The 20,591-nt window shown below is 46.9% G+C and carries 28 protein-coding genes, 1 tRNA gene and 2 pseudogenes; 5 read left to right on the forward strand and 26 right to left on the reverse strand.

What is annotated here, in order from left to right; genetic code table 11:
- Positions 1 to 9: 9 nt before the first annotated feature.
- The 11 genes and pseudogenes from RS881_RS60170 to RS881_RS31545 all read right to left on the reverse strand — a co-directional run bounded on the left by RS881_RS60170 (position 10) and on the right by RS881_RS31545 (position 5,247).
- Positions 10 to 1,769: pseudogene (locus tag RS881_RS60170) on the reverse strand (DUF4132 domain-containing protein).
- Between the two features lie 76 nt (positions 1,770 to 1,845).
- A complete protein-coding gene (locus RS881_RS31510; protein WP_315814386.1) occupies positions 1,846 to 2,025 on the reverse strand; it encodes a hypothetical protein in 180 nt (59 codons plus the stop codon).
- A 35-nt stretch (positions 2,026 to 2,060) separates the two neighbouring features.
- Complete coding sequence (locus RS881_RS31515; RefSeq protein ID WP_315814387.1) at positions 2,061 to 2,471, reverse strand: hypothetical protein; 411 nt, start codon at positions 2,469 to 2,471, stop codon at positions 2,061 to 2,063.
- A 27-nt stretch (positions 2,472 to 2,498) separates the two neighbouring features.
- Positions 2,499 to 2,687, reverse strand: a complete 189-nt coding sequence (locus tag RS881_RS31520) for a phosphodiester glycosidase family protein (protein WP_315814388.1) — start codon at positions 2,685 to 2,687, stop codon at positions 2,499 to 2,501.
- Positions 2,618 to 2,863, reverse strand: a complete 246-nt coding sequence (locus tag RS881_RS60175) for a phosphodiester glycosidase family protein (protein ID WP_350339969.1) — start codon at positions 2,861 to 2,863, stop codon at positions 2,618 to 2,620. The genes RS881_RS31520 and RS881_RS60175 overlap by 70 nt, the downstream gene beginning before the upstream one ends.
- Complete coding sequence (locus RS881_RS31525) at positions 2,827 to 3,114, reverse strand: hypothetical protein (RefSeq protein ID WP_315814389.1); 288 nt, start codon at positions 3,112 to 3,114, stop codon at positions 2,827 to 2,829. The genes RS881_RS60175 and RS881_RS31525 overlap by 37 nt, the downstream gene beginning before the upstream one ends.
- The gene (locus RS881_RS31530; protein ID WP_315814390.1) at positions 3,111 to 3,446 is read right to left on the reverse strand and encodes a hypothetical protein; all 336 of its coding nucleotides are present in this window, start codon (positions 3,444 to 3,446) and stop codon (positions 3,111 to 3,113) included. The genes RS881_RS31525 and RS881_RS31530 overlap by 4 nt, the downstream gene beginning before the upstream one ends.
- Positions 3,447 to 3,569: 123 nt before the next feature.
- Positions 3,570 to 3,989 carry a hypothetical protein gene (locus RS881_RS60180; RefSeq protein WP_350339970.1) on the reverse strand — a complete coding sequence of 140 codons (420 nt, stop codon included), beginning with the start codon at positions 3,987 to 3,989 and terminating at the stop codon, positions 3,570 to 3,572.
- The gene (locus tag RS881_RS60185; protein WP_350339971.1) at positions 3,902 to 4,519 is read right to left on the reverse strand and encodes a lipoyl synthase; all 618 of its coding nucleotides are present in this window, start codon (positions 4,517 to 4,519) and stop codon (positions 3,902 to 3,904) included. Before RS881_RS60185 ends, RS881_RS60180 begins: the two co-directional genes overlap by 88 nt.
- 57 nt (positions 4,520 to 4,576) lie before the next feature.
- The gene (locus RS881_RS31540) at positions 4,577 to 5,035 is read right to left on the reverse strand and encodes a hypothetical protein (protein ID WP_315814391.1); all 459 of its coding nucleotides are present in this window, start codon (positions 5,033 to 5,035) and stop codon (positions 4,577 to 4,579) included.
- 20 nt (positions 5,036 to 5,055) lie between these two features.
- Positions 5,056 to 5,247 (reverse strand): hypothetical protein, encoded by a 192-nt coding sequence (locus tag RS881_RS31545; RefSeq protein WP_315814392.1) that lies wholly within the window; start codon positions 5,245 to 5,247, stop codon positions 5,056 to 5,058.
- Positions 5,248 to 5,596: 349 nt separating this feature from the next.
- Between RS881_RS31545 and RS881_RS31550 the strand changes: the two genes are divergently transcribed.
- Positions 5,597 to 5,848 carry an OsmC family protein gene (locus RS881_RS31550; RefSeq protein ID WP_315824663.1) on the forward strand — a complete coding sequence of 84 codons (252 nt, stop codon included), beginning with the start codon at positions 5,597 to 5,599 and terminating at the stop codon, positions 5,846 to 5,848.
- 152 nt (positions 5,849 to 6,000) lie between these two features.
- Here the strand turns inward: RS881_RS31550 and RS881_RS31555 are convergent, their stop codons facing one another.
- The 15 genes and pseudogenes from RS881_RS31555 to RS881_RS31630 all read right to left on the reverse strand — a co-directional run bounded on the left by RS881_RS31555 (position 6,001) and on the right by RS881_RS31630 (position 16,796).
- Positions 6,001 to 7,287, reverse strand: coding sequence for a DUF2851 family protein (locus tag RS881_RS31555; protein ID WP_315814393.1), 1,287 nt, complete (start codon positions 7,285 to 7,287; stop codon positions 6,001 to 6,003).
- A gap of 79 nt (positions 7,288 to 7,366) precedes the next feature.
- Positions 7,367 to 7,708, reverse strand: coding sequence for an outer membrane beta-barrel protein (locus RS881_RS31560; RefSeq protein WP_315824664.1), 342 nt, complete (start codon positions 7,706 to 7,708; stop codon positions 7,367 to 7,369).
- Positions 7,603 to 8,106, reverse strand: a complete 504-nt coding sequence (locus RS881_RS31565) for a TonB-dependent receptor domain-containing protein (protein WP_315824665.1) — start codon at positions 8,104 to 8,106, stop codon at positions 7,603 to 7,605. The genes RS881_RS31560 and RS881_RS31565 overlap by 106 nt, the downstream gene beginning before the upstream one ends.
- Positions 8,099 to 8,491, reverse strand: coding sequence for an outer membrane beta-barrel protein (locus RS881_RS31570; protein WP_315824666.1), 393 nt, complete (start codon positions 8,489 to 8,491; stop codon positions 8,099 to 8,101). Before RS881_RS31570 ends, RS881_RS31565 begins: the two co-directional genes overlap by 8 nt.
- Before the next feature lie 24 nt (positions 8,492 to 8,515).
- The gene (locus RS881_RS31575) at positions 8,516 to 9,070 is read right to left on the reverse strand and encodes a hypothetical protein (protein ID WP_315814394.1); all 555 of its coding nucleotides are present in this window, start codon (positions 9,068 to 9,070) and stop codon (positions 8,516 to 8,518) included.
- Positions 9,067 to 9,576 (reverse strand): TonB-dependent receptor plug domain-containing protein, encoded by a 510-nt coding sequence (locus RS881_RS31580; RefSeq protein WP_484557639.1) that lies wholly within the window; start codon positions 9,574 to 9,576, stop codon positions 9,067 to 9,069. The genes RS881_RS31575 and RS881_RS31580 overlap by 4 nt, the downstream gene beginning before the upstream one ends.
- A gap of 103 nt (positions 9,577 to 9,679) precedes the next feature.
- Positions 9,680 to 10,260 (reverse strand): annotated as a pseudogene (locus tag RS881_RS31590) (Maf family protein).
- Positions 10,260 to 11,207 carry a geranylgeranylglycerol-phosphate geranylgeranyltransferase gene (locus RS881_RS31595; RefSeq protein ID WP_315814397.1) on the reverse strand — a complete coding sequence of 316 codons (948 nt, stop codon included), beginning with the start codon at positions 11,205 to 11,207 and terminating at the stop codon, positions 10,260 to 10,262. Before RS881_RS31595 ends, RS881_RS31590 begins: the two are co-directional and overlap by 1 nt.
- A 97-nt stretch (positions 11,208 to 11,304) precedes the next feature.
- Positions 11,305 to 11,559 carry a hypothetical protein gene (locus RS881_RS31600; RefSeq protein ID WP_315814398.1) on the reverse strand — a complete coding sequence of 85 codons (255 nt, stop codon included), beginning with the start codon at positions 11,557 to 11,559 and terminating at the stop codon, positions 11,305 to 11,307.
- The gene (locus tag RS881_RS31605; RefSeq protein ID WP_315814399.1) at positions 11,523 to 11,822 is read right to left on the reverse strand and encodes a hypothetical protein; all 300 of its coding nucleotides are present in this window, start codon (positions 11,820 to 11,822) and stop codon (positions 11,523 to 11,525) included. Before RS881_RS31605 ends, RS881_RS31600 begins: the two co-directional genes overlap by 37 nt.
- Positions 11,823 to 12,036: 214 nt before the next feature.
- The gene (locus RS881_RS31610; RefSeq protein WP_315814400.1) at positions 12,037 to 12,480 is read right to left on the reverse strand and encodes a carboxy terminal-processing peptidase; all 444 of its coding nucleotides are present in this window, start codon (positions 12,478 to 12,480) and stop codon (positions 12,037 to 12,039) included.
- Positions 12,366 to 13,835, reverse strand: a complete 1,470-nt coding sequence (locus RS881_RS31615) for a S41 family peptidase (RefSeq protein WP_315824668.1) — start codon at positions 13,833 to 13,835, stop codon at positions 12,366 to 12,368. The genes RS881_RS31610 and RS881_RS31615 overlap by 115 nt, the downstream gene beginning before the upstream one ends.
- On the reverse strand, positions 13,799 to 14,218 hold the full coding sequence (locus tag RS881_RS31620; RefSeq protein WP_315814401.1) for a hypothetical protein: 420 nt from the start codon (positions 14,216 to 14,218) through the stop codon (positions 13,799 to 13,801). The genes RS881_RS31615 and RS881_RS31620 overlap by 37 nt, the downstream gene beginning before the upstream one ends.
- Positions 14,219 to 14,341: 123 nt before the next feature.
- On the reverse strand, positions 14,342 to 15,871 hold the full coding sequence (locus RS881_RS31625; protein WP_315824669.1) for a serine hydrolase domain-containing protein: 1,530 nt from the start codon (positions 15,869 to 15,871) through the stop codon (positions 14,342 to 14,344).
- An 851-nt stretch (positions 15,872 to 16,722) separates the two neighbouring features.
- Positions 16,723 to 16,796, reverse strand: a tRNA-His gene (locus RS881_RS31630).
- Positions 16,797 to 17,050: 254 nt separating this feature from the next.
- Here RS881_RS31630 and RS881_RS31635 point away from each other — a divergent pair.
- From RS881_RS31635 to RS881_RS31650, 4 genes are all read left to right on the forward strand, one after another.
- Positions 17,051 to 17,257 carry a hypothetical protein gene (locus RS881_RS31635; RefSeq protein WP_315814402.1) on the forward strand — a complete coding sequence of 69 codons (207 nt, stop codon included), beginning with the start codon at positions 17,051 to 17,053 and terminating at the stop codon, positions 17,255 to 17,257.
- A 34-nt stretch (positions 17,258 to 17,291) separates the two neighbouring features.
- Entirely contained in the window at positions 17,292 to 17,483 is a 192-nt protein-coding gene (locus tag RS881_RS31640; RefSeq protein ID WP_315814403.1) for a hypothetical protein, read from the forward strand.
- On the forward strand, positions 17,480 to 17,644 hold the full coding sequence (locus RS881_RS31645) for a hypothetical protein (protein WP_315814404.1): 165 nt from the start codon (positions 17,480 to 17,482) through the stop codon (positions 17,642 to 17,644). Before RS881_RS31640 ends, RS881_RS31645 begins: the two co-directional genes overlap by 4 nt.
- A gap of 276 nt (positions 17,645 to 17,920) precedes the next feature.
- Positions 17,921 to 20,386 carry a TonB-dependent receptor domain-containing protein gene (locus tag RS881_RS31650; protein WP_315814405.1) on the forward strand — a complete coding sequence of 822 codons (2,466 nt, stop codon included), beginning with the start codon at positions 17,921 to 17,923 and terminating at the stop codon, positions 20,384 to 20,386.
- Positions 20,387 to 20,591: the final 205 nt, after the last annotated feature.

Consider the following 20,591-nt stretch of genomic DNA (forward strand, 5'->3'; position numbering starts at 1 on the left):
CAATACTGGTTACCCCAACAAAAGGTCCACATCCCGCATCACCTCCGTAAATACGATTGCCGGTACGTCCTGCATTTTTAGTTGTTCGCCCTCCCGGTAAAATCGTACCTGGTCGGTGAGGATATGCTGAAAGATGCCGCTACTTGTCATATCTCCCTCCCAATTGGCATCGACATAGTATTGAGCCATCATCTTCCAGCCAGGGATTTGGAGCTCGGGTGTATTGTGCGAATCCCAGTTGCCCATGACCGCATAGGACCAGCCCCTTTGTTTACACAAGGCGGCAAATTGCTGTTGCCGCAACACATGCGCAGCAAAACGGTTGCTATAGGTCTCCGTATTCAACTCTGCATCGGTAACTAAATAGACTTCCCGGTAAGCCTGCTTGAAAGGTTGTGTAATTTCGTTATGCAACAGAAAATCCCTCCAGGCAACGATTACATCAGGGCCGAAACCGATCGGGTGCCATAACTGTACTGATGTATTGACCGTCAAGCCGGTAAGTGGTTCTCCCTGCACATCGACAAGGCCCCCATTCCACCAAATGCCCTGTTGTTTTGCCCCTTCTGTATCGAAGTGCCAGATCAGTTTTTGGCCAGGATTGCCATCAGCGGGTGCCGGATATAACTTGCTTCCCATTGTTCATAAGTCCAGGACCTCTGTTGCAGATAGGTTTGCTCCAATTTGTCTTTATAAACAGGCAGCAGGCTTTCTATTTCTTTGATCCGGGCCTTCAGTATTTTCAGGTCGGCGGTATAGCCACTTTTCACAGCTACCGGCAGGGATTTCTGTGGGGTACCCTGTTTTTCCCATTGCAGTTCGGCTTCATTTAGGCGCGTCACGGTGTATACTGCCTCATAATCACCAAAGCTCATACGTAATATGCCCTGCTCATCAAGACCCAGGCTGGGCACGCTCATTTCTTCCAGTTCCCCGCAGGAAATATTATTCTTCTTCGAAACATCCTCGATGATCTTGTTAATGGCTTTCAGGATGGTGTTGTTCTTGATCTTCATGCTGAACTTCGTTAGCCGGCCCACTCCTTCATTGGCAGGAAGCAGGGAAAATGCATACATGCAGGCATTACCTGTTTTGGCTGATAGGGAACCGACATCGTGCTTTTTCTTATAGGCCCAACCAGCATATTCGTCGAGGGCATTGTTCAACAGCGCATGATTCACAAAACCAGCACACCAGATCAGGGGCCGCAACAGGTCGTGGTTGACCTCATTGAGGTAATCGGAATTTTCCGGGCTTTGATGCGCTTCACTTAGCAACTCCTGCAAGAGGATCAACCAGGATATCAGCTGATCAGCAAATCGATCGTGCCCGATCGCATTCAACAGTACAGGCGTTTTTTTTACTCCATTGTTGCGTGGGAGTATTCTTACCAGCCTGCGAAGAACAATGCTCCAGCAAGGCATGCCAGGCTGCAGTTTCTTCGGCTGATGCAGTTTTGAAAAAGCATCCAACGCCTTGCCCCAACCATCGTTCACATCAAAGGTCCTGTCTGGACCACCTTGCAGCAGAAAGCCGATCCGCTCGAAGGTCTTCTTCATGATATCGATATGATAATCTTCCGGTGTTGCTTGCAATAGTTCCAAGGATTCAACGACAGGTGAAGTAAGTCCATTGGCCCGGATAAGGGCGGTGGCCATATTGACCAGTCTATCATAAGGCCACTCCTGGTAGGTCAGATCTAATGTAGGTACATCAGCCAGCTGCTGCACATAATATACAAAGGTTGGCTCATCGGGATCGGGCACCATTTTTATTATCCCGGCGGCTATCCGGTAAGAGATCACCCAATGCTTGATAAGTGATCCATCATAATTGCTGCTCTCTTCAGGAAGCAGCCGTTGCTGCTCCACCTTTTTCAATAGGAAAACAAAAAGATAGCAGCCATTGGCTGTCACGTTGGGCCAGGTCCAGTACTTCTCTTTTGTGACTGATATTTATTAATCGAGGGCTGGTCACGGTCTTTTCCAGGGACAGTTCCTGCAGTTGCAAATACAGAGCTTCCATTTCTACCTGAGAAATTGCTGAATGGGTCATCATGGTTATCCTCCTACGAGTGGGGTTAGTTTGACAAAGGAAATATTGGATTGTTTGTTGAGTAAGATGATCTGATCGAGCGATTCGGGCTGGATATCGTCGATGAGTACAAAATAGCCGTTGTTCCGGAATGCATCCAGGGCAATATGGCATTGTTGGTCTGCATCGACCGGTTTCGACCGGTTGTGCAACCTGTAACCATTAAGGGTTACTTCGGCATCGGTTGGTTGTACCAACCCCTGGAAATATTCAGGCTTTTTTTCGTTATAGGTTAATACTTCGGTCATTACCCGGGCGATAATGATGTCTTTGACAGTTGTCAGCTCATTGTCGAGTGTGACGGGCAATTCTGTGAGGATCCTGCCGCCGGCAGTCTCATCTCTGATGGTAACGGTTACTGGCATAAGGGGAAACATAAACGCTGATTGCCAGTAGATTAGTATCTATTTCCGTTTTCGGATGATAAATACGGCGGGTACGGGTCTTTGACCTGTTTTATCGGAAGGTTGGATGGTTTCTTTTCCATTTACCAGCACGCAGCTGCTGCCACCGCCATCAAGGTTCAGGGCTTCAATACAGCCCAGGTCGGCCAGTATTTTGGCTTCTTCGGCCAGGGTAGCGCCATCGGCCACACCTGAAACCGGCCCTGGATGGCCAGGATCAGGAGTTGCCGCTTATTGTTATATCCCATGGCAGTGCGCGGATGCCTGTCATTCTCCCCCTTCACAAACATCTGTTCTTCTTCATTGGTAACATGGATGAGTCCATCTTTCACCAAAACCGGCCCGCCCCCAATGGCGGTACGCATTTTCCACCATTTCCATTGATCCAGGGTTTTAAGATCGGCAAAGAAGGATCAGACTTAGTACCCTTGGCCAGGATGGGCCGTTCCTGGAAAGCATAGGGCCATTGCTGGGCTGTATCGGTAAACAGCCAGGCAACATCGGCCCGGCGATGTTTGGTAATACCCAGGGCACTGCGGGTAGGGTAATAGAAAGAGTCGGTATTCTTTTGTTGTAAAGCCGGTTGGTTATAAGCTACCATGCTGTCATCCTTCATGACCACATTGAGGTTCTGATTGGTGGCAAATGAGAAAAAGTACCATTCATGACCACTAAGGGCTTACCCTCTTGTTCATAGAACTGGGTGGGCGTATAACGTTTGTCCTTACTTACCTGGGTAGTAAACTCCAGCTTACGGTCTTTCAGACTGGCTACTACCAGGTAGGCCACAAAAGGGTGACCATTGAGGGAGTCGGTCGTTTTATATACCTGAACAGACCTAGGCAATTTACCAAAGGCTGAATCAACGCGGTTCCAATTCAGTTGGGCAGTTGAGGAGGTGGAATACAGTAACGCAACTATAGTTCCGAATAAAAGTATCTTTTTCAAACAAAACGTATAATAGGATGGAAGAAATGCTAGTGGCTAATGGTAAATGGCTAGTGGAAAATACAATACCACTTGTTCCCGAAAGCTTTCGGGACCACTTACTCCTCGCTTTTCATTATTGGCTTACCAATTCCTTTTCCAGCTTCCACTTGAGATACCGAAACCTGCTATCACATGTTTATCGCTGTGGTAGGATGAACGCACCAGGGGGCCGCTTTCTACGTAGTCGAAGCCCATTTCGTAACCGGCTTCGCGGTAGGCAGCAAACTCATCGGGATGTACAAACCTGATCACGGGCAAATGTTTGCGGGTAGGTTGCAGGTATTGGCCAATGGTGATCACATCCACACCACTGTTGCGCAGGTCGCGCATGGTTTGAAGTACTTCTTCTTTTTCCTCACCCAGGCCCAGCATTATGCCGCTCTTGGTACGCATACCACCTTCTTTCAACTGTTTCAGTACATCCATGCTGCGGCGGTACTTGGCCTGTATCCGCACCTGGCGGGTAAGGCGCTCAACGGTTTCAATATTGTGGGACACCACTTCGGGGCGGCCTCTATAATGCGTTGTATATTTTCTTGCTGACCTTTAAAATCGGGCACCAGGGTTTCGAGGGTGGTATTGGGATTGAGTGATTTGATGGCTTTGATGGTATTGTACCAAATGATACTGCCGCCATCTTTCAATTCATCACGGTCAACGGAGGTTACTACGGCATGTTTTACCTGCATCAGGTAAATGGCTTCGGCCACCCGTTGGGGCTCATCCCAGTCCACAGCATCGGGCCTGCCGGTAGCTACGGCACAAAAGCCGCAACTGCGGGTACACACATTGCCCAATATCATAAAAGTAGCTGTTCCTTCGCCCCAGCACTCTCCCATATTGGGACAGTTACCGCTCTCGCAAATGGTGTGTAATTTGTGGGTATCTACCAGGCCACGTACGTGCTTGTAGTTTTCGCCGGTAGGCAACTTTACCCGTAGCCAGTTGGGTTTCTTTACTTTGGAAGTTTCGGGTACCGTATTAATGATGGGTAATTCCTGCATATTTTGTCTTTCAGTGATCTGTATCAACAACTTAGGATAGTAAGTTGTTCATTATCCGCCCAAGGCGGGGCAGGCAAAAATACATCACTTTCTTCTACCAAGCAGCAGGGTTACATAGCCATTGAAGAAAAACTGTTTTTCCTTATTAAAGGCCATCTGGGAGACCTTCTGGGCATAGAATTCGGCCGAAACACCTACTTCCACGGCAGTAATGGTTTCATTAAAGCGTCCAAAATCAAACCTTAGTCCAGCCTTGGCTTGAGCGCCTGGGCGGATCTTTACGTCGCCCCAGCCTACCGTGAAACCAGAGGCACCGATCTCGAGATAGCTACTGTCGATAATGGTGGGATAGGTAGACCTGATACGTTCATCATTCTTCTTTGCCACATCCACATAATAAGGCTTCATAAAGCCCACAGACAGGCCACCAGCATAGGTAGCCATCACGGCTACGCCATTTTTATTGCCTTTACCGCCAATAATGCGTTGTTGGCCCACGCCCAATTTCAATTGGTAAAAATTATTGGTTTTACCATAGATCACACTGTTCACATTGAAAGCGCCTACGGCGTAGGAAGTCCTTTTTCCTTGGGGTGCTTTTTCTCATTCAGTTCGATCTGGAAAATGGTAGCCACCCGGTTGCTCTTGAATTTGCCCCATTCGTAAGAAAGGCCATAGCCGTCGGTAGCGAGTTTCAGGCCAAAAATGCTCTGTTTATTGAAAATGATCTCCCCTTCTTCCTCCATTTTCAGCAAATTGTTGATTTGCTCCCCGGCGGGCAGCTTTTTTGTCTTTTTTCGCTGTTGGAGATTTGGGACTGGGATTATTCTGCGCCCAGGCAGAACAGGTTAATAGACCTATGAGGATGACCAAAACAAATTTCTTCACCGGCTGTGATTTAATTATTCAACGTAAATTTAAGGCAAAATTACACATAATGACCTCAACTGTTGTTTACGAAGGAAACCTGAGAACGGTTTGTTCACATTTAAAATCAGGCACTGAAATTCAAACAGATGCCCCACCGGACAATCAGGGCAAGGGTGAACGCTTCTCCCCACGGATCTGTTGGCGACCTCATTGGGAGCCTGTATGATGACAATTATGGGTATAAAAGCAAGGGATATGGAGGTTGACCTGACGGAAACGAAGATCGAGGTAGAAAAGATCATGGCATCTGATCCGCGCCGTGTAGGTGGTATTAATTTAACATTTCATTTCCCGGATAGCTTACAGGCAGACGAGAAGCAAAAGACCATTTTGGAACGGGCCGCACATACCTGCCCGGTGATCTATAGTCTGCATCCCGATATCAAGATCAATGTGGTGTTCAATTGGAAAACGGTGTTAATTTAATTTGAGAATCAGGTAATTTGAAAATTTGATAATGCCCGAAAGAAGCCTTTAGGATTATGCGGCCATGACACAATCACCCACGTGCCTGAGTCATGGCTTTTTCTTTTCAAGCACTCCCCATTTTCAAATTTTCGAATTAGCAAATCTTCCCATTAGCATATTATCCCATTAGCACATTTTTTCTTCAACAGGGCGTTGCCCACCGCGCAATCCAGACAGCGCTTCTGATCGCAATAGCTGGTCTTTAATTCGATGAGGGCCTGCGATTCAAACGCATTTCTGCTGGCAATACCGCATTGAGCAAATCCCCGGGTGATGGTATTTTCCTCCACCATAACTTCGGTAAGCCATTGCAATGCACGGTCTTTGTACTGCTGTTCCTGTCGCTGCAGGCCATAGGCAAAAAGGGTGGGCACCACGGTATTGATGATGATATTATTGATCATGTTATGTCCTGTTCTTTTGGCCTTTGACACAGCTGACAGGTGATCAAAGGTATAATGTTGGTCCCAATAGGCACTGGCGCAGGTATCCAGCAGGGCTTTAACATCTTTTACTGAAATAATCTCCTTAATTTTTGAGAATAAATGACCTGAACTATGAACCAATGCAGCCAACTGGGCCAACCTGATGGTAGGAAAAGAAGCCGGTCTCATCCGAAGGAAAAGAGCGGTATTTGGACGCTGCTGGAGTTTGTATTTGGCCTGTTGGAATTGATAAGTTTCCTTTAGCTTTCGGGCATAATCATCTTCATAGCCCTTTTCCAATAAGCCTGCCTGTCCCATTAATATGGCTTCCAACTGCAACAATTGATTCTTTTGTTTACTCAATAGGGAAAGGGGAATACTGCGGGCCATACCCTCAAATACGTCGGCATTTACCTTCATACCAAAGTTGCGGGCCAGTAGCCACCAGAAAGTTTCTTCCCAATGCTGTTTATTCTGCTGCAGGAATTCAAAAACTACAGCCGATTTTCTTTGTAATCGCTCTACCAATAAACGCTCGTTCCAGGCCAGCCAGGTAATATTGTTGAGCTGATTAACCTGTTGCCCGCAGGCAATGAAACGGGGGCTATTCATCCAATCTTCAAATTGCTGTAATAATAATTTGGACACCCTGTCGCGCAGCGCCAATACAGGAATGGCGCTATTGGCACTGTCCAGGTCATCTTCCCATACCACATGCAAAATAACCTTGCTGTAAAGTGGATCAAGCTGGTGGCGATGTTTGTACCAGCCGGAGGTTTTGATGTGCAATTCTACTGGACCGATAATCAGGGTATCGCCTATTTTTATCCGGGTTGCCAGGAAATCGGGCCCCTGGTTGGTATTGAGGAGGCCCGGATGAACGATCTCAAAAGGTTCGCCCGTGTGAAGCTGAAGACTTTTATTGTTGAAATACTGGAATTGCCAAATAAACTGGAGTAGTCTTTCAGTCATGGGACATTGAATTTGGGGTATATACGAAACTTTCAGGCGCCCGTATTTACAAGGGCCTTATTTGTTTCAGCTATTGCCCCTACCCTTTGCCCTGCACATTAACATCATCGTTATTGATCTTCTTTCTTTCCTTCTGTTGAAACATATTACCAAACTCCCAGTTAAGGGTAAACTTCAACGCGCGACTGTAGTAACGGTTATCTACGGTTGACTGAAATGCAGGTCGGTGGGTCAACACAGACTGGGGCACAAATTCAGTAAAGGGGTTGATGGCGGCTACTGTAATGGTCAGTTTTTGTTTTTTGATCTCCTTCTTTACGGCGAAGCTATAGTAATACCTGCCGGTTTGGTTGCCCAGCAGGGTAACGGCCCTGGTATTGATGTTGATATCTGTTGCCCAACCCGATCTGTATATCTCCAGCCCCCGCTTTGGAAATCGAGGTAATTGAGGTTCAGGTTACCATTGAGGCTCCACCTGGGCGATACATTGACGGAGGAAGACACATTCAATCCTGCCTGTTTGTTGGCAGCCAGGTTTTGCTTACTGGTATAAGAAATGCCCTGTGCATCTGTGCGCATAAACTCCACGATCGCATTATCGGTTTGCTTCCAGAAAAATGAAGCATTCAGAAAGAAGTCAGTACCTGTATTGAGGTTATAGGTCAATTCGGCCTGATGGGCCAGTTCGGGCTGGAGGTAGGGATTGCCACCGATGATATTTTTATGATCACTCGCATCAGCATTGGGACTTAGGTCCCAAATATAAGGCCGGGTGAGGCGTTTGGTATAGCTGATAGACAGGGTCTGGCGGTCATCGATCTTTTTTGGAAATGGTGGCGGTAGGGATCAGGTTGGTGAAGTCATTGCTGAACCGGGTACCAGTTCCTGTAATGATCCCCTTCAGCCTGGTTCCTTCTACACGCACGCCCACCTCTGCATACCAATTGTGGTTGAGGTTGGCTTTCAACAAGGCATAGGCGCCCCATACATCCTGGTTATAGCTGAAATTATCAGACCGGGTGGGGTCGGGTTGCAAACCAGGTAACTGCAAAGGATCGCCGGCCAGTACGTTATACCGGTTGTTTACATCGCGGAAGATGAGTTTGCCCCCGGTTTCAAGCACATATTTCCCCTCTGCTGCCAATGGGTGTACATAATCGGCCTGGAAGGTCCACTCGGTATTACGGGTGTGGTTGTCATTGATCTCCTGGTAATAAGGCTGGCTGCTCTAATCGCTCAGCCAGGATTTGATAAGGTTCTTTGCTTTTTGATGGGAAAACTGGGCCAGTAAGGTTATTTCCTGGCCGGGATTGTTGAACTTCCGGTTATACCCCAGGTTGATATCGGCCCCGAGGTATTTTTCGCGGGCATGGATAGATTGGAAATAGTGTTCGGTGATCGATCCATTGGGCTGCCGGCGAATGGTTTCAATACTACGGTCATCGGGCCAATTGCCAAACCAGGCATTGACACCAGCGGTGATCTCTGTGACAGAATCGGGTTGAAAACTGATGGCCAGGTCGCCGGAACCATGGGGTGCGGCATTGTCTTTCTCCATTTTTTGAGCGAGCTGACCGGTGGCCTGCCCATTTTCAAACTGGGTACGGTTGGTAGTAGCTGCTTCTTTAAAACGGAGGCGGTGGGCATGGCCATGGGCCGCGATGCTCCATTTGCCGGTATTGATGGCTATGCGGGGGTTGAATACCTGTTCCAGGTTGCTGGCGCTTAATTCGAGGGCGCCGCTGATGTCCTTTCTTCCTTTTTTGGTAATGATGTTGATCACGCCAGCGGCCCCTTCGGCATCATACCTGGCAGAAGGGTAGTAATTACTTCTACAGACTGGATAATATCGGCGGGCATCATGTTGAGGGCATCGGCCGGACTGCGGGCCATCTGGCCCGAATACTTGCCATTGACCAGGATATTGAGGTTTGTGCTGCCCCGCATACTCACATTGCCCTGGACGTCTACATTCAATACAGGGGCCTTGCGCAACACATCGGCAGCGGTACCGCCTTTGTTGGTAGCATCGTTGGCTGCATTGTATACCAGCATACCGGGACGCACTTCTATCAGTTTCTTTTTAGAAGTAACTACCACCTCTTGCAAGGCGCCCGCTGAGGAGGAGAACAAAATATCGGGGAGAATAATTTTGCTTTGTGAAGATGTCATATTAACCGGCACCTCTTTATTATTATAGCTGACTGCCGAGATTTGGAGGATATAATCGCCTGCCTGGCTTATGGCTATGGTAAAAGTTCCTTCTTCGGTTGAGAAGGTGGCGCTTATTTTCTTTCAATTAAGAGAAGGAAGAATCACCGTTAACCGAAGTTTAATTTTCGATATGAGGAAATTTAAGCAGCATGATAAGCATGATTAATATATATAAATTTCACAACGCTTTCAGGGCCTGTACTACCCTGCTCACAGGCAGGCCCATTACATTGTAGAAATCACCATTGATGCGTTTGATGCTGGTTACGCCGATCCACTCCTGGATGGCATAAGCGCCGGCTTTATCAAAGGACGGTGCTTGTCTACATAGAAAGCAATTTCGCCGGTGGTGATGGGATGGAACCATACTTCGGTAGTATCGGAAAAAGCAATTTCTTCTCCATCCTGCAGGATCACTACACCGGTGATCACCAGGTGTTTCTTACCAGAGAGTGAGCTAAGAATATCAATGGCATCTTCGCGGTCGGCGGGTTTGCCAATAATGGTATTGTCCAGCACCACCACGGTGTCGGCCGCTATGATGGTGGCATTGGCCTTATACAGTCTGTATTCATCGCAGTTTTGCACAGCCAGGGCTTTCTGACGGGCAATATGTACAGGAATGTCTTCTATAGACAGGCCGGGGGGATAGGATTCATCGGTAGATCTTACAATGATATCAAAAGGAACTTCGGCCCACTCCAGTAGCTGTTTCCGCCGGGGACTTTGTGAGGCCAGTACTACTCGTTGAATAGCCATTACGCAAAATAAATTTTAAAGAAGATCATGGACACGATACCGGTAAGCATCACCAATTTTATCCACCCGCTTAAATGATGAAATTCGCGGCTGGCTTGCGCGGTATATAACTTACGCAATATATACAATAGGGGAATAATGATCAGCAATACGCAATAAAGTGCGGATCCCCACCATTCAAAAGTGAGTACATAGGCTTGAACAATGATCAGGGCGGCCACCAATACAATGATCCAGGTGGCTACAAAAACCTTTGATACATTTACGCCCCATACAATGGGCATGGTGCGGCATCCGTATTTCTGATCGCCTGCCATATCTTCAATATCCTTGATCACTTCCCTGATCAGGGAAATAATGAAGGCAAAGCCGGCATACAGGAAAGTAATGCGCATGATCTTGGAAGCCTCTACCAGGCCATAAAAGCCTGGCGTTTTGATCACCTTATAATGCACTATAAAGCCCACTACCATCACTGTCCAGGCTGTTAACAAGGAGATAATGATATTGCCGCTTAGCAGTTTTCGCTTAAAGGTAGTAGAGTAAAACCACAGGGCTATTACGCAACATAAATTGGCCGGAGCCAGCCACCATACCCTGATCTTCCAGGCCACATAAGTACTTAGGAGTATGCCTGCAGCCGATAAAACCCAATGCCATACTATGGCCCAGCGGCGTTTGATGATCTTTTCCACCACCAACCTGCGAGGTTTATTCACCTGGTCAATATTGAGGTCAAAATAATCGTTGATGATATAACCACCTGCGGCAATCAATACAGAAGCAATGGCCAATAGCACAAACTGGTAAATGGGTATCACCAGGGGCATATCTGATTGTTGAAATACAGGGATCACTACGCAATACAGGAATAACAGCTGGGTGAATGCAATAAACACCAGGTTCAATGTTCGTACCAGCCGTAAAAATGCTACCAGTAGTTTCATGAAAGCGCTAAGATAATCAAGAGATTTAAAGTTTACCAGTGGAGTTTAAGGTTTCATACAAAGTTGCCTCAGCTGCCGGAATTGGGTATCCGGCGGACTACAAACTGGCCGTATTCGTGTGCAAGTCCCAGTGATCGTTCAATTTCAGCACTTTTTCAATCACATCGCGCACACAGCCCATTCCGCCGGGGTAGCCGGAAATATAATGGGCCATTTCCCTTATTTCGATGGCGGCATCGGCAGGTGCGCAGGCCAGGCCCACTGATTGCATTATTTCATAATCGGGAATATCATCCCCCATCATCAATATTTCGACTACCTGGAGGTTGTGCTGGCGCCTATATTCTTCCAAACGGGCTTTTTATCCTTTACACCCATAAACACATCTTGTATACCCAGTTTGTGCAGACGTTCCACTGCCGGATCGCTGGTACTACCAGAAATAACGGCTATCCGGTATCCTTTTTTGATGGCCAGTTGTAAGGCAAAACCATCCTTGATACTCATACGCCGGTATTGACCACCCTCCAACACATATACGGTACCATCGGTGAGTACACCATCCATATCAAATATAAACGTAGTGATCTGCTTGAACTTGTCTAAAATACTCATGGCAATGGGTTAGTAATAAGGAACAAAAATAGGGAAACCACAAATAAGAACGCTGAATGGCAGGTATACCATTCAGCGTTCGCTATTATCTTATTCAAATGTCGTCTTAGTCAAACCTCTTTAGGCTACAGTTAAAACCAGTAGCCAGAGGCTGCAAATTACCTCACTCGCCAGAGGCGAGCGAGTGTTGAAGGCTTAGGCTGACAAAGGTTTTCTAATTCTTCCGGCCGGCGCCATTGGCATTGTATACCAGGTTTTTCTGAACGATCATATCATTGATCACATTTACGGCTTCGCCCAGGTAGATATCATTGTTGCGCAAGGATTTGATCCATTGTTTAAAGCGCTCTGATTTACCGGTATCGTACTCGAATTTTTTCAGGTCTTCGGCCATGGCTTCCACATCCAACTCTTTAGCCGATTTATTGATGGAATCAATTTGCTTGCCTACAGCCTTGATCTGCCGTTGCTCTTCCTGGAATTTCTTCAGGTTGAGGGGCGTTATCTTATCATTCTGCCTGGCCAACCATTCGGCATTGGTTTTTATTTTGGTGAATGCATCACTGCTCTTGATACGGTCGTCACTGGCTTTCTTGATGGGCGCCAGGTCCAGACCATATTTCCAGCGATTGTATTCAGCTTTTTTATTTCGTCCCAAGGCAATGCATCGGGATTGTCTTTTTCGCGCAGCTTGGAGTACTCTGCCAGATCGGGTAAAGGAATGTCTGAACTTACACCCCTCAGTTGGGTAGAACCGCCATTAATGCGGTAAAACTTCTGCAAGGTAAGTTTCACGGTACCTAATTCGCTGTTGGGATTGAGCATACCCAGGTTCTTGTCGAGGCCAATATTGCGTTGCACGGTTCCTTTGCCATAGGTAGTAGTGCTACCAATGATAATACCACGGTCATAGTCCTGAATAGCAGCGGCAAAGATTTCAGAAGCGGAAGCACTGAACTCGTTGACCATTACAGCCAGCGGGCCATCGTACAATACGGCTTTATCGTGGTCGTAATATATTTGCGGTTTGCCATCACGGTCTTTTACCTGTACAATGGGGCCACCTTCGATAAACAATCCTACCATTTGCACCACATCATAGAGTGATCCGCCGCCATTGTTGCGAAGGTCCATTACAATGCCATCCACTTTTTGTTCTTTCAGCTTGATGATCTCTTTGCGCACATCCTCGGCACAACGGGGGCCTTTGGGATTTTCAAAATCTGCATAAAATTCAGGCAGGTATATAAAGCCGATCTTGCCGCTGGTTGTATTTACAATAGCGCTGCGGGCAAAAGTTTCGTCTTGTACAATCTTATCGCGGATCAGTGTTACCACTTTAACTGAGCCATCGGTTTTCTTCAAGGTGAGGCGTACTTCGGTACCCTGCTTGCCACGGATCAGTTTCACGGCATCTTCTACAAAGAAGCCGGCCAGGTCGGTGGGTTCAGCAGCGCCCTGCCCTACTTTCAGGATCAGGTCACCTACTGCTATTTGACCCGATTTCCAGGCGGGGCTACCAGTGATCAGTGTATTGATCTTGATTCCACCCTCACCGTCCAACAGGGAAGCACCAATACCATAGAAAGTACCGCTCATTTGCTCATCAAAATAACGTTTGTCAACAGGCGGGAAGAAGGTAGTATGCGGATCCATTGATTCGGTAATGGTTTTCACAAACTCATTGAACCGGTCGTCATCGCTCACTTTTAATTTCAGGCGCTCATACAAGCGGTCCATGATCTTCATTACCCGGTCGCGGGCATCTTTTTCCAGCTCTGCATCTGTTTTCACTTTCACACTGTCCTTTCCCTTGTTCTTTTCACGGGCTTCCAACAGGTCGGCATAACGGTCCAGCACCAAAGACTTCATTCTTTTACGCCATACCTCTTTACGCTCGGCCTCATTTTTAGGGAAATCAATGTCGTCGGTATTGAAATTGGCCGATTCGTCTTTGGTAAATTCAAAAGGCTTGCTCAGTATCTCTTTATAGACCTGTTCGGTTTCCAGGATACGTTTTTCACGATCTCTGAAACGGCGGGCACAAACAGTACCGGTTCGCCCAGTATCTCATCGTCGATCTTTGTTTCGTACTTCTTCAGCTGTTGAATATCAGCTTGCAGGAGGATATTCTTACTTTCATCCACGTAGCGGCTGGTAAGAAACTTCTTAAATACCTCTTTGGAGAAATTATCGTCAATCTTTTTGGGACTGTAGTGGGCTTCCGAGAGCATTTCACCTACTGTATGCAGGATCTTCTCATATTTTGTAGCGGGTGGTTTACTGCCTCCTCCAATTCCCAGGGTACGGAAAGCCAGGAACAAACCGGCACCCAAAATAATCAACACAATGGGTAGATTCTTTCTTTTAACCATATAGCGTAATACTTTAGTCATTGCTTCCAAAAATAACGATAAATAAGGTGGGTTGTTGCAATACAAAATGAATATTAACAATCGGTTTTGCGTAAAGTCTTCTAAATCGGGAGGATCGGAAAAGACGGCTGGTTAAACGGTGCCTCAATCCATCTTATTGAATACCAGGTGCATGAAACCGCCTGTATTTACTTCAAAACCAATGACCCTGTTTTTAGCATCCCGCCTTAGCTTTAGGTGTTGCATCGGCCACAGATTGGTCACCAGGTGATCACCACCCAACACAGTTATTTTCCCTTCGCCTCTTCTGAAATTGCCCAGGAATAGCTGACCATCTTTCAGGGTGATGGTATAGGTACAATCCAGTTCAGGACTGTAATAGTTGCCAGTATAGGATTTCAGGGCCTGTTCGGTCAGGACCAGCGGATCGGCCACCATTTCCATTCGCAATGGCTTATCTACCGCCGGCGACATAAGTTCCAGATAAGGGAGGGTGGACCTGTTGCCCCGGTGGAAACCAAACCGGATGGCAGGGTTGACAAATACGTAGAAAGAATCAGCAGTTGTTTGCACCAGTACCCGGTTATTCATCCAGAACTTCCCGTCTTTCAATGAAAATTTCAGTTGGTAACCATCCTCTGCAATATAAGTACCGGTAAGTTCCTGGATGGCTTGGGGCTGCTTCAATACCTGGAGCGCTGAATCAAGGACGACGGCTGGTTTGGGAGCCGGTGAAGTACCTTTTTCCGGAACAAATAAAGCCGCCAGTTGATCCGATTTTGAGTACACTTCATTATCGCCGCCGTTGCCAAAAACAACAAAGCCCATTTTTAGTTCGGGATAAACAGCTATAATGGTACGGTAGCCTGCCAGGCTGCCATTGTGCATATATCGTTTCCATCCCCTCGCCTCATCTACACTGATGCCCAGGGCGTAATTGATCTGTTTTCCATTAGTGAGCTTGCCCCTTTCGGTCAATTGTTCAATGTCCCTGGCGTCACCGGCGCGGGGTGCATAGAAATTCATGATCCACCGCGTCATATCGTCCAGATTGGTAAACAGGCCGCCATCACCCAGGGTATACACATTGTGCAGGCTGTTTTTATAGGTGTTGTCCACGGAAGCCTGGTAAGAAGGAGCCCTGTTAGCAATCAGTTCCTGACCATCGTCAACAAAACGGGTACTGGTCATGCCCAGGGGTTTGACTATTTGTTCGTCGGTGAAAGCACGGAAGCTTTGCCCACTGGCTACCCGTACAATTTCGGCCAGCAACACAAAATTGGAATTGGAGTATTGGTATTTTTCGCCGGGCTCAAAATTGAGGGTTCGTTGATTTTTGAGCAGTTTAAGGGCATAATCCTGGGTGATCATGGCGCCATCGGGCGTACCTGATATATTGATCATATTCAAATCATCGCGCAGGCCACTGGTATGGTTTAATAAATTGCGGATGGTAATAGGCTTGCCAAACCGGGCCATCCAGGGCAGGTAAAGATGGATATCATCATCCAGCTTCAGTTTTCCCTGCCGGGCAAGCAATACGATGGCATAACCGGCAAACTGTTTGGACACGGAGCACATGTAATAAACAGTTTGTGGGGTGCTGGCGATCTTATTTTCGAGGTTGGCCAGGCCAAACCCTTTGGCATATATAACGGAATCATTTCGGATGATGCCTGCTACGCAACCAGGTTTGCCGGGAACATCCCATTTTTAAATAGGCTATCCACTTTCAGGCGCAGGGTATCTGGCAGGGCCTGAGCTTGTAATAAGCGGGGACTAATAAAATGAGCCCCAAAGGGAAGGTTATGTTTTTCATCACCCAAACATAGGAAATAATTCGTACGATTAGTTTCTTATATTAGGAAAATAATGCCGTTAGTTATCTGCCCTGGTAGGCAGGCGATATTTTTCACTTCTCCGGGTACGCCAAGTTGACACCTATTTCGTATTTTCGGTGCATGATCTTTTCTTCCACTTTTCCCATTATCGCTGGTGTCGCGGTTTTCTCCGCCCCTGGTCAGGCGATGGTTCTGTGCGGTAGAATAAATCAGCAGGCTCTCTCCATAGCCGCTCCGAGAGGAGAAAAAGACCTTTTCACTTTACTTTAAGTTTACTTCCGGTTTACTTCAAGTTTACTTCCGGCTTAGCTGAAAGATGGGGATGTACGGCCTATCTACGGCTGATCTGCGGCTTATCCACGGAAGGAAGTATGCTTAAACCGGTATAAAAGTGTTGGTAGCAACAATACGAAAAGATCGCCAAAATGACATTACATCCAAAATTGCATGATGTACGGATTTCGCGGATTACCGGAACGCAAGTTGCGAGTTGAAGAAAACTCATCAGGGCAACAAACCTGAGATCATGTTGAAATCCTGGGGTATTCAACTTATTTATTTGTAAAAGATAGTTGGTCTCAGGGTCATGGGATACTTTTCAACCTGATCCAATACCTGCCCGGCACATACAACAGGTTACTTAAAAGGGCAATAAAAAAGAGGCAGTTACCTGCCTCTTTTTTGGGTGGATGACCGGGTTCGAACCGGCGACCCTCAGAACCACAATCTGATGCTCTAACCAACTGAGCTACAACCACCGTATTGGGAGTGCAAAAGTAAAGCAATTCTGTTTTCTGTCAAAAATCATCTCCACATTTTTATGCAATAGACAATTTTTATTCACAAAGCAGGTTGATTATCATACAAAAGCTCCGAGCCATGAGCTACGAGCGGCGAGCCAATACCAGGTTTACCCGACTTCCCAATTTTCTTTTCACTCACCTGGTTCATGCCCGTCTTTCACGCCATTCACGTAGCCCGAAACTTGCTTTCCCGTCCAATTCCCTTTTCTTTGCAGCCTCTAAATTTTGCCCGTATGAGCCCCTGGTGGTTAATGATCCCTATTTTATCTGCATTGATTGGCTGGTTAACTGTACAGCTAATGGTAAAATTATTTCTAGCCCTGGCACTACCACGCAACAGGCAACAGTGGACAACCCAACTGGCCAAACTGGCTGCCACCGAATTGCTGTCGGGCAATATGCTGGAAGAAAAATAGGCAGTCCGGAAAGCCTGCAAAGATCAAACCCCAATTGGAGGTGCATGTAGATGAGTTCCTGCGCAAAGGGCTACCCAAAGCCTTTCCCATGATCAGCACCTTTATTGGTGAGCGCACAATTAATCAGTTGAAAGAAATATTCCTTAAAGAGTTGGAAACCATTTTCCCAGTGGTCATGAAGGGATATGTAAAAACCTGCAGCAAGACCTTAACCTGGAGCAAATGATCATTGATAAAATAAGCGCCATCCCCACCGAAAGGATACAAGTAGCTGTTTATCAGGCTATAGGTAATAAACTGAACCTGGCCGCAGGTCTAGCGGCCTTGCTGGGCCTGCTGATTGGCCTTGCCCAACTGGGTATTGTTATGGCTACAGTCAGCTACTAGCACGGCCTTTGCCACTCATCACAATGTCATTCCCGGGTCACAAGTTCTCGGGCACTTTTGCGTCTAACCCCTACAAATTAATTAACCTGGTATGAGAAGTTTCCTATTATTTGTTGTTTGTGCTGTATTGTGTAGCCAAAGTATAGCCCAGTTTCCCGGAGGGGGAGCGCCCGGCGGAGGAAGGCCGGGAGGAGCTGGTGGGGGTGTTCCCAATATCGGCCATTTTACGGCCGTATCCTCGATTCCAAAACCAATAAAGGTATTGAAGCGGTTTCGGTGCAACTGATCCAGACTAAAATGGACAATGTGACCAAAAAACCCAAGGATACGATTGTAAGTGGTATGCTTACCCGGGGCAATGGCGATTTCAGCCTGGAAAACCTGCCGATCTTTGGTCAGTTCCGCCTGAAGGTCACTGCCATTGGTTATAAAACCATTGAGCAGAAAGTAGGTTTTGAATTGAAGTTTGGCCAGGGTGGCGATATGAGCCAGGCCATGAATGCAGTAGATAAAGACCTGGGCAATTTCAAACTGGAGCAGGATGCACAGGTAATGGAAGCGGTAACGGTTACGGGTTCCAAACCCCTGATCGAAATGGGCATTGACCGTAAGATATTCAACGTAGAAAAGAATATTACCTCCGCGGGCGGTACGGCAGTGGATGTAATGCGTAATGTACCCTCGCTCAATGTAGATATTGATGGCAATGTAACGCTGCGCAATGCCGCGCCGCAGATATTTGTAGACGGACGCCCCACTACCCTGTCGCTCGACCAAATACCAGCCGATGCCATCCAGAGTGTGGAAATGATCACCAACCCTTCGGCCAAGTATGATGCCAGTGGCGGCCAGGCAGGTATCCTTAATATTGTATTGAAGAAGAACCGCAAAGCCGGTTACAATGGAAGTATCCGCGCCGGGGTTGATTCCCGCGCCCGTTTCAATGGCGGTGGTGATCTGAATGTACGCCAGGGCAAACTGAATGTATTTGCCAATGCCATGTACAACCAGCGTAAATCAAAAGGCTGGGGCTGGTCGGACCAGACGAGTAACCTGGGAGGCCGCAATAGTTATACCCACCAGGATAATGACCAGGTAAACCGTGGTTCTTTTGCTTTTGGCCGATTTGGGTTGGATTATTTCATGGACAACCGCAATACGCTGTCTATTTCTCAATCCATTGTGCGGGGTAAATTCAAAAATGATAACCAGGAAAACTATCACCTGGATACCATGGGTAACTTCTTTGAAACGCAGTACCGCAACTCGCTCGGCGAATTTGAATTCCGCAATTATGGAACTCAGTTAAGCTTTAAGCACCTCTTTGCCAAAGCCGGTAAAGAATGGACGGCTGATGTAAACTATAACCTAAGCAAGAATGAGAACAACAGCAATATCCTGTTCCGCTCATTCAATGATGCCGGGCAAACCAATCCTAAAGGACCCGAGCAATTACAACAATCCATCGGCAGTGGAAAGAACAGGTTCATTGTAGCACAAACGGATTTTGTAAACCCCATTAACGAAACCATGAAGTGGGAAGCTGGTCTTAGGGCACAGATCCGCAAATCGGAAAGCTCACAAGCTATTTCCACCAATGGGGTAGCCAATCCCGGTGTAAGCAACAATTTTGAGTATACAGATTATGTATATGCCGGTTATGCTACTTTTTCTCAAAAGGTAAAAGACAAATGGAGTTACCAACTGGGTTTACGCGCCGAAAGTTCTAATTACGACGGAAAGCAAATTGGTAAAGACAATTATTCCAACAGCTTCCCCATCAGTTTGTTCCCCAGTGTATTCTTAACGCGTTCGTTTGAGAGCAAGCAGGATATCCAGATCAACTATTCACGCAGGATCAACCGGCCCAACTTCTTCCAGTTGATGCCTAACTATGACATCTCCAATATCCTGAACTACTCTACGGGTAACCCCAACCTGACACCCGAGTTTACGCACTCGCTGGAACTGTCGTACCAAAAGACATACGGTAAAAACAACAATACCTTCCTGGCTACTTTGTTTGGTAAGTATACAACCGACCTGATAGCCCGCTACCAGGATACGCAGGTGGTAGAAGGTCAAAAAAGGTTTGTAAGTACCTGGATCAATGCTTCGGATGCTTATGCAGCAGGTATTGAACTGGTATTCCGTAATAACTGGACGAAGTGGTGGGATATGAACTTCAGCACCAACGTTTATTATTCCAAGATCAATGGCGATAATATCACCAAGCAGCTCACCAATGAGCGTACCAGTTGGTCGGCCAAGATCAACAATACTTACAAACTGGGTAAGGGGTGGAGCATACAGTTGAGTGGTGACTATATTTCCAAGAGTGCTTTACCGGTTAGCACCAGCAATAGTGGCGGCGGTGGCGGTGGCCGTGGCGGTGGTATGGGCGGCGGTGGCGGCTTTATGGGAGCAGCGCCTTCTTCCGTACAAGGTTTTATTGATGCCAACTATGGCGCCGACCTGGGTTTGCGGAAAGAATTCCAGATCAAGAAGAATACAGCTACCATTTCGGTAAACTGGAATGATATCTTCCGTACACGCCGCTTCTACTCCTTCTCTGAATCAGCCAACTTTACGCAAACAGATTGGAGAAGAAGAGATCCGCAGATCGTTCGCGTCAACTTCAGCTACCGTTTTGGTAAGTTTGATATCGGCCTCTTCAAACGTAAAAACATGAAGGGCGAATCGGAAGGTATGCAAAATGGTATGCAGGGCATGGGCCAGTAAAGACCTCTCTGTTCTTATAAAACTTATTGTGAAAGCCGTCTCAAGGGTATTGAGGCGGCTTTTTTTTCTGAAAAGCCTTCAAGAAGTTCCTTATCAACCTATCAAGGGATCAAATTTTTTTCTACGTGCTCTGAGGCACAGCTGCGGATGCTTGATAGGTGAAGCCAGTTTTTGTGCCGGTTTATATACCAGTAAAGCCTCGGCC

Origin of the sequence: Paraflavitalea speifideaquila (genome assembly GCF_032395985.1) — a bacterium.
Lineage (GTDB): Bacteria > Bacteroidota > Bacteroidia > Chitinophagales > Chitinophagaceae > Paraflavitalea > Paraflavitalea speifideaquila.

Coding starts and splice junctions, on each gene's coding strand:
- RS881_RS31510 (WP_315814386.1), bottom strand. CDS start 2,025: ATGGAAGCTCTGTATTTGCAACTGCAGGAACTGTCCCTGGAAAAGACC.
- RS881_RS31515 (WP_315814387.1), bottom strand. CDS start 2,471: ATGTTTCCCCTTATGCCAGTAACCGTTACCATCAGAGATGAGACTGCC.
- RS881_RS60175 (WP_350339969.1), bottom strand. CDS start 2,863: ATGCGTACCGCCATTGGGGGCGGGCCGGTTTTGGTGAAAGATGGACTC.
- RS881_RS31525 (WP_315814389.1), bottom strand. CDS start 3,114: ATGAAGGATGACAGCATGGTAGCTTATAACCAACCGGCTTTACAACAA.
- RS881_RS31550 (WP_315824663.1), top strand. CDS start 5,597: ATGGGTATAAAAGCAAGGGATATGGAGGTTGACCTGACGGAAACGAAG.
- RS881_RS31555 (WP_315814393.1), bottom strand. CDS start 7,287: ATGACTGAAAGACTACTCCAGTTTATTTGGCAATTCCAGTATTTCAAC.
- RS881_RS31595 (WP_315814397.1), bottom strand. CDS start 11,207: ATGAAACTACTGGTAGCATTTTTACGGCTGGTACGAACATTGAACCTG.
- RS881_RS31605 (WP_315814399.1), bottom strand. CDS start 11,822: ATGAGTATTTTAGACAAGTTCAAGCAGATCACTACGTTTATATTTGAT.
- RS881_RS31620 (WP_315814401.1), bottom strand. CDS start 14,218: ATGACTAAAGTATTACGCTATATGGTTAAAAGAAAGAATCTACCCATT.
- RS881_RS31645 (WP_315814404.1), top strand. CDS start 17,480: ATGATCATTGATAAAATAAGCGCCATCCCCACCGAAAGGATACAAGTA.